Source organism: Blastococcus sp. HT6-4, assembly GCF_039679125.1.
In the GTDB taxonomy this organism is placed as follows: domain Bacteria; phylum Actinomycetota; class Actinomycetes; order Mycobacteriales; family Geodermatophilaceae; genus Blastococcus; species Blastococcus montanus.
Genome location: NZ_CP155551.1, coordinates 1,108,723 through 1,122,029, shown reverse-complemented (window position 1 = coordinate 1,122,029; position 13,307 = coordinate 1,108,723). Strand labels below are relative to the sequence as shown.

The window sequence follows — 13,307 nt, the reverse complement described above, 5'->3', positions numbered from 1 at the left end:
ATGCCGGCGCCGTCGGTCGGCACCGCCGGCCCCCGGGGGTGGCGGACGCAGAGCGTGGCTCGCGACGGCACCGGATGGACCTGAGCGGCGACGCGCAGCACACTCGTCCCGTCCGTGGGGGATTTACCGAACGGGAGCACAGGCCATGAGCCGCTGCCTGATCGTCGCCAACCAGACCTTGACCACCGACGCGCTCCGGCGGGCCGTCCAGGACCGGATCACCGCCGGACCGCACGAGTTCCACGTCGTCGCCCCGGCCACGCCGGAGCGGGACGAGGTCGACGGCCCGAGCGCGTACGCGGACCTCGGGCCCTCCGCGGCCGACCGCGCCTACGCGCTGGCCCGGCAGCGTCTCGACCGGGCACTGGACCAGCTGCGCGCCCTCGGCGCGGAGGTCGACGGCGAGGTCGGCGACGCCGACGCCCTCGTGGCGGTCCGGGCCACCCTCGGTCACTTCCCGGCCGACGAGATCATCGTCTCCACCCTGCCGCGGGGGCTGTCCGCGTGGCTGCGTCGTGATCTGCCGGCGCGCCTGCGCAAGAGCTGCGACATCCCGGTCACCCACCTCGCCGCCGACGCGGACGCCGGGGCGCGGGCCTGAGCACGCCCGGCGGCAGCGCGACCCGGGCGGCGCCATCGGGAGCACGTTCCTGGTCGCCGGCGAGTCTGGGCCGACCGCCGAGGCCCTGGTCATGGGCGCCGGCCGGCTGATCGACCTGGGCGTCGCCGGGTGGCTGATCCGCCGTCCGCCGGGCGTGCGCCTCCCGGTGCCGGTCGTCGGCCTCCGCGCGGCGCCGACCGGGGAGGTCCGGTGACGGCGGCCTCCCCGGTCGGCATCGCGTCCTGGCCGCTCAGCCGACGGCCCGGCCCCGCAGCTGCCGGTAGTGCGCCACCAGGGCGGTCGTGGAGGCGTCCTGGTCCAGCGCCTCCGGCTCCCGGCCGGTCAGCGCCGGCGCCAGCTCACGGGCCATCACCTTCCCCAGCTCCACCCCCCACTGGTCGAAGGAGTCGATCTGCCAGATCGCACCCTGGGTGAAGACCACGTGCTCGTAGAGCGCCACCAGCTGACCCAGCGTCGACGGGGTCAGCCGCGGGGCGAGGATCACCGAGCTCGGCCGGTTGCCGGGCATCACCTTGTGCGGCACCAGCGACTCCGGCGTCCCGTCGGCCGCGACCTCCTCGGCGGTACGGCCGAAGGCGAGGACCGCCGCCTGGGCGAACATGTTGGCCATCAGCAGGTCGTGCATCTCGCCGATGTCGTGGTTCGGCTCGCCGAAGCCGATGAAGTCGGCGGGGACCAGCGTCGTCCCCTGGTGCAGGAGCTGGTGGAAGGCGTGCTGCCCGTTCGTCCCCGGCTCTCCCCAGTAGACCTCGCCGGTGGCGGCGGCGACCGGCTGCCCGTCGGCGCGGACGGACTTCCCGTTGCTCTCCATGGTCAGCTGCTGGAGGTAGGCCGGGAACCGGGACAGGTACTGGCTGTAGGGCAGGACGGCGTGCGTCTGGGCATCGAAGAAGTCGCGGTACCAGACGTTGAGCAGCCCCATCAGGACCGGCACGTTGGCCTCGAGCGGGGCGGTGCGGAAGTGCTCGTCGACGGCGTGGAAGCCGGCGAGCATCTCGTCGTAGGCGTCGGGGCCGATCGCGAGCATCAGCGAGAGCCCGATCGCGGACGTGAAGGAGTACCGGCCGCCCACCCAGTCCCAGAACTCGAACATGTTCTGCGGGTCGACACCGAACTCCTGGACGGCCGCCGTGTTGGTCGAGACGGCCACGAAGTGCTTCGCCACGGCGGCCTCGTCGGCGCCCAGCCCGCGCAGCAGCCAGTCGCGGGCGACGGTGGCGTTGGTCAGGGTCTCCAGCGTCGTGAACGTCTTCGAGCTGACCACGAACAGCGTCTCGGCCGGGTCGAGGTCGCGCGTCGCCTCGGCGATGTCGGTCGGGTCGATGTTGGAGACGAACCGGGTGGTCAGGCCGCGGTCGGCGTGGTCCCGCAGCGCCGTCCACGCCATCGCCGGGCCGAGGTCGGAGCCGCCGATCCCGATGTTGACCACGGCCCGGATCGGCCGGCCGGTGTGCCCGCGCCACTCCCCCGACCGCACGCTGTCGGCGAAAGCGCGCATCCGGCCGAGCACCTCGTGCACGTCCCGCACGACGCGCTGGCCGTCGACCAGGAGCTCCTGGTCCGGCGGCATGCGCAGCGCGACGTGCAGCACGGCGCGGTCCTCGGTGGTGTTGATGTGCTCACCGCGGAACATCGCCGTGATGCGTTCGCGGACCCCCGCCCGCTCGGCGAGCGCGACCAGCAGGCGCAGGGTCTCGTCGGTCGCACGGTGCTTGGACCAGTCGACGTACAGATCACCGGCGCGACCGGTCATCCGCCGGCCGCGGTCGGGGTCGCCGGCGAAGAGGTCCCGCAGATGGGTGCCCTCGAGGTCGCGGCGATGCTCCTCGAGCGCGCGCCACTCTGCTGTTGCGGTGATGTCCATGCTGCTCCGTTCCGAGGTGGGGCTGTGCTGACGCGGTCACCGGCGTGCCGCGAACGTGACGAACGGCTCATCGGTCAACACTGACGTGAGGGACGAGTTCCCGGCAGACTGACCCTGACGCCAGCGACGCCGCCCGGGCGCACCGATGATCGCAGCCGGTGATCCCGACCGACATCTCTGCTCCGGGCTCGAGCGTCGCTCTCCCGGGTGCACCGTCGCACCCACCCCGACTCGGCACCGCCTGCGGTGCTGCCCGCCCGCGCCGGTGACGGTGCATCGAACGAGATGGACCCATGTCTTCAGTCCTCCCTGCCCTTCCCACACCGCGGGTGCGCCGTCCCGACTGGCTGTCGCCGAAGGTCGCCCGCACCGAGATCCTCGCCGGCCTCGTCGTGGCGCTCGCCCTGATCCCCGAGGCGATCAGCTTCTCGATCATCGCCGGGGTCGACCCGCGCGTCGGCCTGTTCTCCTCGTTCGTCATGGCCGTCGTCATCGCCTTCACCGGTGGCCGGCCGGCGATGATCACCGCCGCCACGGGGGCGATCGCGCTGGTCGTCGCACCGCTGGCGCGGGAGTACGGCCTGGAGTACCTGCTCGCGGCGGTGATCCTCGGTGGCGTGTTCCAGGTGCTGCTGGGCCTGTCGGGGTTCGCCCGGCTGATGCGGTTCATCCCGCGCAGCGTCATGGTCGGCTTCGTCAACGCGCTGGCCATCCTGATCTTCACCGCGCAGCTGCCGTACCTGACCGACGTGCCGTGGCTGGTCTACCCGATGGTCGCCGCCGGGCTGGCGATCATCTTCGGCCTGCCGCGCCTGACCGCGGCGATCCCCGCGCCGCTCGTCTCGATCATCGTGCTCACCGGGCTGACCGTGGCCGCGGGTTTCACCGTGCCGGACGTGGGTGACCAGGGCGAGCTGCCCGACAGCCTGCCGTTCTTCGGCCTCCCCGAGATCCCGCCGACCTGGCAGACGCTGACGATCATCGCGCCCTACGCACTCGGGGTCGCCTTCGTCGGCCTCATGGAGTCGCTGATGACGGCGAAGCTGGTCGACGACCTCACCGACACCCACTCGGACAAGACCCGCGAGTCGTGGGGCCAGGGTGTGGCCAACGTGGCGTCCGGCTTCTTCGGCGGCATGGGCGGCTGCGCCATGATCGGCCAGACGATGATCAACGTGAAGTCCGGCGCCCGCACCCGGCTGTCGACCTTCCTCGCCGGCGCCCTGCTGCTGGTCCTGGTGGTGGCGCTGGGCGACGTCGTCGCGATCATCCCGATGGCCGCCCTCGTCGCGGTGATGATCTTCGTGTCGATCGCCACCTTCGACTGGCACAGCCTGAAGTCCATCCACCGCATGCCGCGCAGCGAGACGACGGTGATGCTCACGACCGTCGCCGGCACGCTGATCACCCACAACCTGGCGATCGGCGTCGGCGTCGGCGTCCTGGTCGCCTGCGTGCTCTTCGCCCGCCGGGTCGCCCACCTCGTCGAGGTCACCAGCGTCGGCGACCCCGACGGCGACACCCGCGTGTACTCGGTGCACGGTGCCCTGTTCTTCGCCTCCAGCAACGACCTCATCTACCAGTTCGACTACAACGACGACCCGCAGAACGTGGTCATCGACCTGTCGAACGCCCACGTCTGGGACGCCTCCACCGTCGCCGCGCTCGACGCCGTCACGCACAAGTACGAGAAGCGTGGCAAGACCGTCGAGATCATCGGGCTGCAGGGCCACTCGGCCGCGCGCTTCGACCGGCACACCGGCCAGCTCGCCGGTGCGCACTGATGCCGGCACCGCTGGCGGGAACCGGCCGAGCAGACGCCGGACGAGGGATGCCCTATGAAGGAGGGATGACCGAGACCCCGCGCGGCGAGTTGGTCCAGATCGGCCAGGTGGCCGAACGGACGGGTCTGAGCCTGCGGACGATCCGCTTCTACGAGGAGAACGGGCTGGTGATCCCGACCGCCCGCTCCGAGGGTGGCTTCCGGCTCTACAGCGACGACGACGTCGCCCGCCTCCAGGTCATCAAGCGGATGAAGCCGCTCGGTTTCACGCTCGAGGAGATGCAGGAACTCCTGACGCTGCTGGCCGACCTCGACGCGGGCGCGGGCGACCGGGCCGAGCTGCTCGACCGGCTCCGGATGTTCCACGCCGCCGCCACCGCCCGGGTCACCGCGCTGCGCGAGCAGCTCGCCGTCGCGGAGGGGTTCGCGGAGACCCTCGCCGGCCGCCTGGACGCCAGCCGCTGACACCGGGGCGGTCCGAGCACGGACGTGCTCCGGCACTGACCCACGCACCACGAGGAGAGGCCCTGGTCGGATCACCGACCAGGGCCTCTCCTCCGTCCGATCCGTCAGACGCGGCTGCGGCGTCCGTAGGACCCGGCCACGGCTGCCACCCCGAGAGCGGCGAAGCCGACCTGGAGCGCCAGCTCGATCCAGTCGACACCCGCGGTGTCGGCCACGCCGAGCGCGCCGGCGACCAGGGTGCCGACGACGGCCGCGAGGACACCGATGAGCAGGGTCAGCCAGATCGGGATGCTCTGCTTCCCGGGCACGACCAGGCGGCCCAGCGCGCCGATGATCAGACCGATGACCAGTGCGGTGATGATGCCGGTGATCTCCATGCTCGGTTCTCCTCTCGGGCCCGGTCCCCCGTCAGGGATCGGGCCGTCCGTCGCCTCGGTGCGGCGTCGGTCAGGTGCGGTGGTCAGGTGTGGTGCTCAGGCGCGACGGCGGCCGGTGAAGCGGCCCAGCAGCCGCTTGAGCAGGTTGAACTTGACGAGTCCGGAGATGAGTCCCATGACAGATCTTCCTTCCCATTCGGTGGCTGTTCGTCGACCCCTACCCGATCCGGCCGCGTCCATGTGGCCGTCTCCTCCCTGTCCCCCACCCGGGCACCGGAGCGGGCGGTCGCCAGGAGCTCGGCGGTCCCCGACGCCGCCGCTCCGGTTCGACCTGCCGCGGACCGCGACCAGGGCTAGCCTTCGCGCCACGTCGTCCCCCGACCGGAGGTGGGCTCGTGCCCGAATCGATCGTGGTAGGTCTGGACGGCAGTGAGGCGAGCGGCCGCGCCGCCGAGGCCGCTGCCGACGCCGCCCGCCGGCACGACCTGCGCCTGCTCCTCGCCTGCGTCGTGCCCTGGTCGCCGTACTCGTTCACCAGCGCAGAGGAGAACGAACGCCGCTCCGTGGAGAAGGAGCGCGAGGCCACGGCGGCGCGCGAACGGGTGCTGGACCCGGTCGTCACCCGGCTCTCGGCCCCCGGGGACCTCGAGGTGGAGGGGGTCGTCCGGCACGGCCATCCCGCGGAGACGCTGGTCAGCCTCGCCCGCGACTACGACGCGGCCTGGATCACCGTCGGCCGCGTCGGCCAGAGCCGGGTGCGCACCATGCTCTTCGGCTCGACGCCGAGCAGCCTCATCCAGCTCTCCCCCGTCCCCGTCCTGGTGGTGCCGTGATGCCCTCGACGTCCGACTCTCTGCTGGCCGCCACGTTCGACGAGCAGGTCGACAGCTTCTTCGCCCCGGTGTCGGAGTGGATCACCGCGGTCGTCTTCTTCGCCATCCCGCTGGACTTCATCGACGAGGGGGTGGTGCTCCCGCTCATCGTCGTGTGGCTGGTGATCGCCGGGTTCTTCTTCACCGTCTACCTGCGCGGCTTCCAGTTCCGGGCCTTCAAGCACGCGATCCAGCTGGCCCGGGGTGACTACAACGACCCCCGGGACGCCGGCGAGGTGACCCACTTCCAGGCGCTCGCGACGGCCGTGTCGGGCACCGTCGGCCTCGGCAACATCGCCGGCGTCGCGGTGGCGATCTCGCTGGGCGGGCCGGGCGCCACGCTGTGGATGATCATCGCCGGGCTGGTCGGCATGTGCACCAAGGGCGTGGAGTGCACGCTCGGCGTGAAGTACCGCAACGTGTACGCCGACGGCCGGGTGTCCGGTGGCCCGATGTACTACCTGACCAAGGGGCTCAAGGAGAAGAGCCCGAAGCTGGGCACCTTCGGCAAGGTCCTCGCCGTCCTGTTCTGCATCTTCACGCTCGGTGGCGCCGTCGGCGGCGGCAACATGTTCCAGGCCAACCAGGCGTTCAGCCAGGCCCAGTCGGTGACCGGCGGGGCCGACGGACCGCTCGGCGGCGGCGCGGCCGGGGCGATCTTCGGCCTGATCCTCGCCCTGTTCGTCGGCGCGGTCATCATCGGCGGGATCCGCAGCATCGCCCGGGTCACCGACAAGCTGGTCCCGTTCATGGCCGTCTTCTACGTCATCGCGTGCCTGACCGTGCTGATCGCCAACCTCACGGCGGTGCCCGAAGCGCTGTGGGCGATCGTCTCCCAGGCGTTCACGCCCGAGGCCGGGTTCGGCGGCGTCGTCGGCGTCCTCATCCAGGGCTTCCGGCGGGCCGCCTTCAGCAACGAGGCGGGGCTGGGCTCGGCGGCGATCGCCCACTCCGCGGTGAAGACCAGCGAGCCGGCGACCGAGGGGCACGTCGCCGTCCTCGAGCCGTTCATCGACACCGTCGTCATCTGCACGATGACCGCGCTCGCCATCGTCATCACCGGCACCTACGCCGACGAGGCCAGCGCGCCGGGCGTGCAGACCACGTCGGCGGCCTTCGGGACGGTGGTCGGCTGGTTCCCGATCGTGCTGGCGGTCGCGGTGGTCCTCTTCGCCTACTCGACCATGCTCGCCTGGAGCTACTACGGCCTGAAGGCCGCGACCTACCTCTTCGGCGAGTCGATGCTGGTCGACCGCACGTGGAAGCTCATCTTCTGCATCTTCGTCGTCATCGGCGCCTCGTCGACGCTCGACGCGGTGATCGGCTTCTCCGACAGCATGATCTTCCTGATGTCGCTGCCGAACATCATCGGGCTCTACATCCTCGCCCGGGTGGTCAAGAAGGAGCTCTTCGGCTACCGCGCCCGGCTGGAGCAGGGGGAGATCCTGCCGGTCGCCGAGCGCACCTGAGCCGGCCGATCGGGTCGTGACACCACTGCGCGCCGCCCTCCGGACGGAGGGCGGCGCGCAGTGAGCGCGGCCGGGCCGCCCGTGACGGGCGGCCCGGGGTCAGACTCTGGTGTTGCGCTTGGTCCAGCCGTAGGCCGCGGTGGCCAGGAAGAGCACGGCGGCGATGACGACGAGCCAGAACAGGCCCTCCACCACCGCACCGATCACGGCGAGCGCCAGCCAGACGACGAGCAGCAGTGCGATGAATCCGAGCACGGGCACCTCCTCGGGGTGTGGGTCCCCGCTGCCCTACCCGGTCCACCGCGGAACTACCGGATCGCTCCGCTCGGGCTGCGGCCGTGACCAGCGGTGAGGCGCCCGCGACGTCCCGTGCGGGGAGCCCTCACTACAGGTCGACGAAGCGCTCCACCTCCCACGGCCGTCCGGCGATGACGATGTCGCAGCGGTAGCCGGCCCTGTGTCGCGGGGTCAGGTCCGCGGGGCCAGCTCGTAGGTGGGGCCGAGGTCGGTCCGACTGGTGTCCGGCACCTCGTGCACCAGCTTCGGGTCGGCGTGCTGCAGCCGGTCGACGGCGGCCCTGGTCCGCTCGAGGTCCAGGCCGGCCTGCCGGGCCAGGTCCTGCAGGTGCGGCGCGCCGTCCTGGTCCTCGCGCTCGGCGACGGCCCGGTACACCGCCGCGTCGTCCCCGGACAGTTCCTCCACGCGCATGTACTCCTCCTCCAGGTCGGTACGTACATCGTCGGGCGTGGCCGGCCGGGCACAGGTCGCGCGGCGGCCACGGCCTCCCCTACCCGGTCGCCCGCCGTCCACGCGAGGGGTGGCGGATCCGCCGGGCCGACGGGCGGGCGCGGAGCCCGTCGGCCGGGCCGGCTACATGCCGCTGACGATCCGCTGCAGATCCGCGGCCATGCGCGTCGCCTCGCGCGACGCGCCGACGATCGCGTCCTGGGCCTGGGCGGTCGAGGCGTTCTGCTCCTCGACCGCGGCGGCGATCGTCGTCTGCGCCTCCACGACGCCCTGGATGACCTGCTGGACGCTGCCGAGCGCGTTGCCCGCGGCCTCGACGTCGCCCCGCACCGCCTCGACCACGCGCCGGATCCGCTCCGTCGCCCTGGCCGTCTCCGACGCGAGGTCCCTGACCTCCCCGGCGACGACGGCGAAGCCCTTGCCGGCCTCCCCCGCACGGGCCGACTCGATGGTCGCGTCGAGCGCCAGGAGGTTGGTCTGGTCGGCGATCGTGGAGATGCTGCCGGCGATCTGGTCGATCTCGGCCATCGTCATGGCCAGCCGATCGACGGTCTCGGCGCTCTCCCGGAAGCCCTCGCTGGCCTGGTTGGCGGTCGTGGTGGCGTGGCTGGCCGCGGCGGCGATCTCGGCGATGGCCGCCCGCAGACCGGTCATCACCTCGGTGGCGGTGCCGACGTTGTCGTCCAGCCGCCGCCCGGCGTCCACCAGTTCGGCGAGCTGCTCCTCCAGCGCGGCCGCGCGGCGTTCCCGCTCGGCCAGCGCGGTGGCGGCGTTCTCGGTGGTGCGGGCACGCTCGGCGGCGAGGTCGGTCTGCGCCTGCGTCTGCGCCGCGGCCTGGTCCTCGGCCCGGCGCGCCTCGGCGCGGTGCGCGCGGTCGGACTCCTCGGAGAACTTCCAGCTGTAGGCGAGGAAGTACGCCTCCGCCAGCAGGAACACCGCGTGCAGCAGGGCGTAGGCGACCGGGTCGTGCTGGGCCTCGGCGGTGGAGAACACCGACTCGGGCATCAGCAGGCTCATCGCGGCGTGGTGCACCGCGACGAAGGCCACCGCGAGCAGGAAGGGCGTCCAGTGCTGGTAGACCGCGACCAGCGCGAGGATCGCGTAGAACCAGATGTGCAGGTCGGTGAGGCCGCCGCCGACGTGCACCAGCACGTCGGCGCCGATCATCAGGCCGAGGCTCGCGGCGCTGGCCCGGACGACGCGGCCCCGCAGGACCTGGCCGGCCACCAGGAGCCCGACGAGCACGGCCAGCTGCCCCCACAGCATCCAGCCACCCACGTCACGGGCCAGTCCGATGCCCGCCAGCACCGGCGGATGCAGGGCCAGGACGACGGAGACGATCCGGTGGCGCCGGCGGAAGCCCTCCTCGTCGAGGCGCGCGCCGCGCGGGATGCTGGCCCGGAAACCGGTGCGCCGGGGCGTCGTCGACCCGGCAGAGAGGGTGGTCACACCTGGGTCATCGGCATGACTCCAACAATATTGAGCGCAACCTGTTCGTGCGGGGCTGACCGTGCGCCGCGCGGCTCACTGCTCCTCGGGCCGCCGGGTGCCCGGCGGGAAGGGCGCATGCACGTCGAAGTGGACGCCGACCATCCGGATGGCGAAGCACAGGGCGGCGGCGCCGACCGTGGTGACCGCGGTGCGGATGTCGAGCAGGTCGGCGACGACGACGGCGGTGGCGCCGACGAGCGCCGGGACGGCGTAGAGGCCGCTGCTGAGCACCGACGGCACCTGGCGGACGAGGACGTCGCGGAGCGTGCCGCCGCCGACGCCGGTGATCGCACCGACGATGACCGCCTGCGCGGGGCCGAAGCCGAGATCGACCGCCTTGAGGGCACCGGTGACCGCGAACAGGCTCAGGCCGGCGGCGTCGAGGACGTTGATCGTGCCGTTGATCCGCTCCAGGTGCGTCCAGGCGAAGAAGGCGATCAGCCCGCCACCCGCGGCCACGGCCAGGTAGCGCCAGTCGAGGAAGGTGGCCGGCGGCAGCGCGTCGAGGAAGACGTCGCGGATCGTGCCGCCGCCCAGCGCGGTGATCATCCCGAGGGTGACCACGCCGACGATGTCGAGCCGGGTGGCGCGCAGCGCGGTCAGGGCCCCGTTGAGGGCGAACGCGAACGCGCCGACGAGGTCGAGGACCAGCAGCACGGTGGTGGTCATGGGCCGAACCGCTCCTCCCTGCAGCACTCCGGGAGGGCGCCAGCCTTCCAGACGCCGGACCGGACCCGATCAGACGCGGCGGAGGGTGAACGCCTCGACGATCGCGAGCCAGTGCTGCAGGTGCGGGCCGGTGCGCGGGGCGCCGGGCTGCAGGGCGTAGGTCATCGCCTGGCCCCGCATCGAGGTGAGCAGCACCTGGTACAGCGCCTCCGCATCCGGGTGCGCGGCGATCTCCTGGCCGAACACCTCGGTCGCCAGCCGCCGCAGCTGCGCGCCGAGCCGCCGCTCGTGCGGCAGCAGCGCCGCCCGCAGCTCGGGGTCGGTGCGCGCCGCCGTCCACAGCTCCATCGCCGCGACGAACAGAGGCCCGTGGAACCGCTGCCAGACGAGCTCGACGCCGAGGGGGATGCGGGCCGAGGACTCGGCCGGCAGCTCGGCCGCGGCCTGCCGGACGCTCGCGCTGAACTCCTCGTACAGGTGGTCGACGGCGGCCAGCACCAGCTCGGCCTTCGACGTGAACTGGTGGGTCAGCGCACCGCGGGAGACCCCGGCCCGGCGCTGCACCTCCTGCGTGGTGGTGCGCGCGTACCCGAGCTCGACCAGGGACTCGACGGTCGCCCGCACCAGCGCCTCGCGGGTGCTGGCGCGGCGCTCGGCCTGGGTGCGGCGCGCCGGGGCGGTGGTCACCCAGGGGTCCCCGCTCTCGGCCATGCCGGGAATCGTAGGGAGGACGGCGGGAGCGGGGCGCCGCGCACCGGCGGCGCCCCGCTCCGGCGGCCGGCTCAGGCCGCGACCGCGGCGCGGAGGCTGCCGGCCGGGACCGCCCGCTCCAGCAGCAGCGCCGGCGGGCGGAACCGCTCGCCGTATCGGTCGGCCAGCTCGTCGGCCCGGGCGACGAACCCGGCCACACCGTCCTCGTACTGGTCGACGTACTGGAGCACGCCGCCGTACAGGGGCGGGAAGCCGATGCCCATGATCGAGCCGATGTTGGCGTCCTCCACCGAGGTCAGCACCTTCTCCTCGACGCAGCGCGCCGTCTCCACCGCCATGGCGAACAGCAGCCGTTCCTGCGCGTCCCGGAAGGGGACCGCACCCTCGGAATCGGCATCGCGCGTGGGGAAGAGCTCGGTCAGGCCCGGCCACACCCGCTTCTCCGGCTGCCAGTCGAAGAAGCCCTGGCCGGCGGACTTCCCGGTCCGCCCGTGCGCCACCATCGTCCGCAGGACGGCCACGCCCGGGTGGTCGTCGGCGGCCCCGGCCTTCGCCGCCTCGTCGCGGATCTTGAGCGGCAGGGTCAGGGTGACCTCGTCGAGCAGGGTGAGCGGCCCGGCGGGGAAGCCGGCCTGCAGCGCCGCGCGCTCGACGCTCATCGGCGCGAGGCCCTCGGCCAGCAGCGCCGCACCCTCCATCACCAGCGTGCCGAAGACCCGGCTGGTGAAGAAGCCGCGGCTGTCGGAGACCACGATCGGCGTCTTGCCGATCTGCCGGACGACGTCGTAGGCACGGGCCAGCGCCTCGTCCGAGGTCCGCTCCCCCACGATCAGCTCGACCAGCGGCATCTTGTCCACCGGGGAGAAGAAGTGCATGCCGACGACGTCGGCCTGCCGCTGCACGCCCTCGGCCAGCCCGGTGATCGGCAGCGTCGAGGTGTTCGACGCCAGCAGCGCGTCCGGCAGGGCGTGCGCCTCGGCCTCGCTGAGCACCCGGTGCTTGAGCGCGGTGTCCTCGAAGACGGCCTCGACGACCACGTCGCAGCCGGCCAGGTCCGCGGCGTCGCCGGTCGGGGTGATCCGGGCGAGGAACGCGTCGGCCTTCTCCTGGCTCATGCGCCCGCGGGAGACCTGCTTGCCGACCAGGGCCGCGACGTGCGCCTTGCCCTTCTCGGCCGCCTCGGTGCCGACGTCCTTGAGGACGACGTCGACGCCGACCTTGGCGAACGCGTGCGCGATGCCCGCGCCCATCATCCCGGCGCCCAGCACGCCGACCTTCGACGCCGTGAACGCCCGCTCGACCGCGGGACGGGAGCCGCCGCCGTTGATCCGGTTCAGGTCGAACCACAGCGCCTGGATCAGATTGGTCGAGATCTGGCCGACGACGAGATCGACGAAGTACCGGCCCTCGACGGTGAACGCGGTGTCGACGTCGACCTGCAGGCTCTCCACGGCCGCCGACAGGATCGCGTACGGCGCCGGGTAGGGCGCGCCCTTGAGCTGCTTGGTCAGGTTGGCCGGGAACGCGGGCAGGTTCGCCGCCAGGGACGGCGACGACGGGGTGCCGCCGGGGACCTTGTGGCCCGTGGTGTCCCAGGGCTGGGCGGCGTCCGGGTTCGCGAGCACCCAGGCGCGGGCCTCGGCCAGCAGCTCGTCGCGGTCGGCCGCGGTGTCATGGACGAGCCCCAGCTTCACCGCCTTGTCGGGCCGCACCTGCTGGCCCTGCAGCAACAGCTCCAGCAGCGCCGTCGTCAGGCCGAGCAGCCGGACCGAGCGCACGATCCCGCCCCCGCCGGGCAGCAGGCCGAGCGTGACCTCCGGGAAGCCGAGCTTCACCTTGGGGTCGTCGAGGACGACGCGGTGGTGGCAGGCCAGCGCGATCTCCAGGCCGCCCCCGAGCGCCGTCCCGTTGATCGCCGCGGCGACCGGGAGGCCGAGGGTCTCCAGCCGGCGCAGCTGGCTCTTCACCAGCGTGACCTGGGCGAGCACCTGGTCGCGGGTCTCGGGCGTCGCCCGGATCAGGCTGCCGAGGTTGCCGCCGGCGAAGAAGGTCTTCTTCGCGCTCGTCAGCACGACGCCCCGGATCGAGCCCTTCTCGCGCTCGAGCCGGTCGATCGTCTCGCCCATCGACCGCACGTACGCGTCGTTCATGGTGTTCGCCGAGGACGACGGGTCGTCCAGCGTCAGGACGACGACGCCGTCGGCGTCGGTCTCCCAGCGGATGGTGCTGTCACTCAC

The 13,307-nt window shown here is 72.5% G+C and carries 14 protein-coding genes; 6 read left to right on the top strand and 8 right to left on the bottom strand.

The features are described 5' to 3' along the window. Positions 1-145 precede the first annotated feature (145 nt). Together ABDB74_RS05550 and ABDB74_RS05545 are read left to right on the top strand one after the other, a co-directional pair. Positions 146-601, top strand: coding sequence for a hypothetical protein (locus ABDB74_RS05550; protein ID WP_346622394.1), 456 nt, complete (start codon positions 146-148; stop codon positions 599-601). A 91-nt stretch (positions 602-692) separates the two neighbouring features. Then, positions 693-815, top strand: a complete 123-nt coding sequence (locus ABDB74_RS05545) for a hypothetical protein (protein ID WP_346622393.1) — start codon at positions 693-695, stop codon at positions 813-815. Positions 816-851: 36 nt separating this feature from the next. Here the strand turns inward: ABDB74_RS05545 and pgi are convergent, their stop codons facing one another. Next, on the bottom strand, positions 852-2,486 hold the full coding sequence (gene pgi, locus ABDB74_RS05540) for a glucose-6-phosphate isomerase (protein WP_346622391.1): 1,635 nt from the start codon (positions 2,484-2,486) through the stop codon (positions 852-854). Positions 2,487-2,779: 293 nt separating this feature from the next. On the opposite strand from pgi, the gene ABDB74_RS05535 reads away from it, so the two are divergent. Together ABDB74_RS05535 and ABDB74_RS05530 are read left to right on the top strand one after the other, a co-directional pair. After that, positions 2,780-4,270, top strand: coding sequence for a SulP family inorganic anion transporter (locus ABDB74_RS05535; protein ID WP_346622389.1), 1,491 nt, complete (start codon positions 2,780-2,782; stop codon positions 4,268-4,270). A gap of 65 nt (positions 4,271-4,335) precedes the next feature. Continuing rightward, entirely contained in the window at positions 4,336-4,734 is a 399-nt protein-coding gene (locus tag ABDB74_RS05530; RefSeq protein ID WP_346622387.1) for a MerR family transcriptional regulator, read from the top strand. Between the two features lie 104 nt (positions 4,735-4,838). On the opposite strand, the gene ABDB74_RS05525 is transcribed toward ABDB74_RS05530, so the two are convergent. Next, positions 4,839-5,111, bottom strand: coding sequence for a GlsB/YeaQ/YmgE family stress response membrane protein (locus ABDB74_RS05525; protein WP_346622386.1), 273 nt, complete (start codon positions 5,109-5,111; stop codon positions 4,839-4,841). A 395-nt stretch (positions 5,112-5,506) separates the two neighbouring features. Here ABDB74_RS05525 and ABDB74_RS05520 point away from each other — a divergent pair, with 395 nt between their 5' ends. Together ABDB74_RS05520 and ABDB74_RS05515 are read left to right on the top strand one after the other, a co-directional pair. Next, entirely contained in the window at positions 5,507-5,944 is a 438-nt protein-coding gene (locus ABDB74_RS05520) for a universal stress protein (RefSeq protein ID WP_346622384.1), read from the top strand. Further along, positions 5,944-7,452: an alanine/glycine:cation symporter family protein gene (locus ABDB74_RS05515; RefSeq protein ID WP_346622382.1), complete on the top strand. Its 1,509-nt coding sequence runs from the start codon at positions 5,944-5,946 to the stop codon at positions 7,450-7,452. Before ABDB74_RS05520 ends, ABDB74_RS05515 begins: the two co-directional genes overlap by 1 nt. 99 nt (positions 7,453-7,551) lie before the next feature. Here the strand turns inward: ABDB74_RS05515 and ABDB74_RS05510 are convergent, their stop codons facing one another. The 6 genes from ABDB74_RS05510 to ABDB74_RS05485 form a co-directional block, all read right to left on the bottom strand. Next, positions 7,552-7,707: a hypothetical protein gene (locus tag ABDB74_RS05510; RefSeq protein ID WP_346622381.1), complete on the bottom strand. Its 156-nt coding sequence runs from the start codon at positions 7,705-7,707 to the stop codon at positions 7,552-7,554. 213 nt (positions 7,708-7,920) lie between these two features. Next, positions 7,921-8,160 (bottom strand): hypothetical protein, encoded by a 240-nt coding sequence (locus ABDB74_RS05505; protein ID WP_346622379.1) that lies wholly within the window; start codon positions 8,158-8,160, stop codon positions 7,921-7,923. A 162-nt stretch (positions 8,161-8,322) separates the two neighbouring features. Beyond that, positions 8,323-9,648: a methyl-accepting chemotaxis protein gene (locus ABDB74_RS05500; protein ID WP_346622378.1), complete on the bottom strand. Its 1,326-nt coding sequence runs from the start codon at positions 9,646-9,648 to the stop codon at positions 8,323-8,325. A 75-nt stretch (positions 9,649-9,723) separates the two neighbouring features. Continuing rightward, on the bottom strand, positions 9,724-10,359 hold the full coding sequence (locus tag ABDB74_RS05495; protein ID WP_346622376.1) for a trimeric intracellular cation channel family protein: 636 nt from the start codon (positions 10,357-10,359) through the stop codon (positions 9,724-9,726). A gap of 69 nt (positions 10,360-10,428) precedes the next feature. Further along, a complete protein-coding gene (locus ABDB74_RS05490) occupies positions 10,429-11,070 on the bottom strand; it encodes a TetR/AcrR family transcriptional regulator (protein WP_346622375.1) in 642 nt (213 codons plus the stop codon). A 71-nt stretch (positions 11,071-11,141) separates the two neighbouring features. Further along, complete coding sequence (locus ABDB74_RS05485; protein ID WP_346622374.1) at positions 11,142-13,307, bottom strand: 3-hydroxyacyl-CoA dehydrogenase NAD-binding domain-containing protein; 2,166 nt, start codon at positions 13,305-13,307, stop codon at positions 11,142-11,144.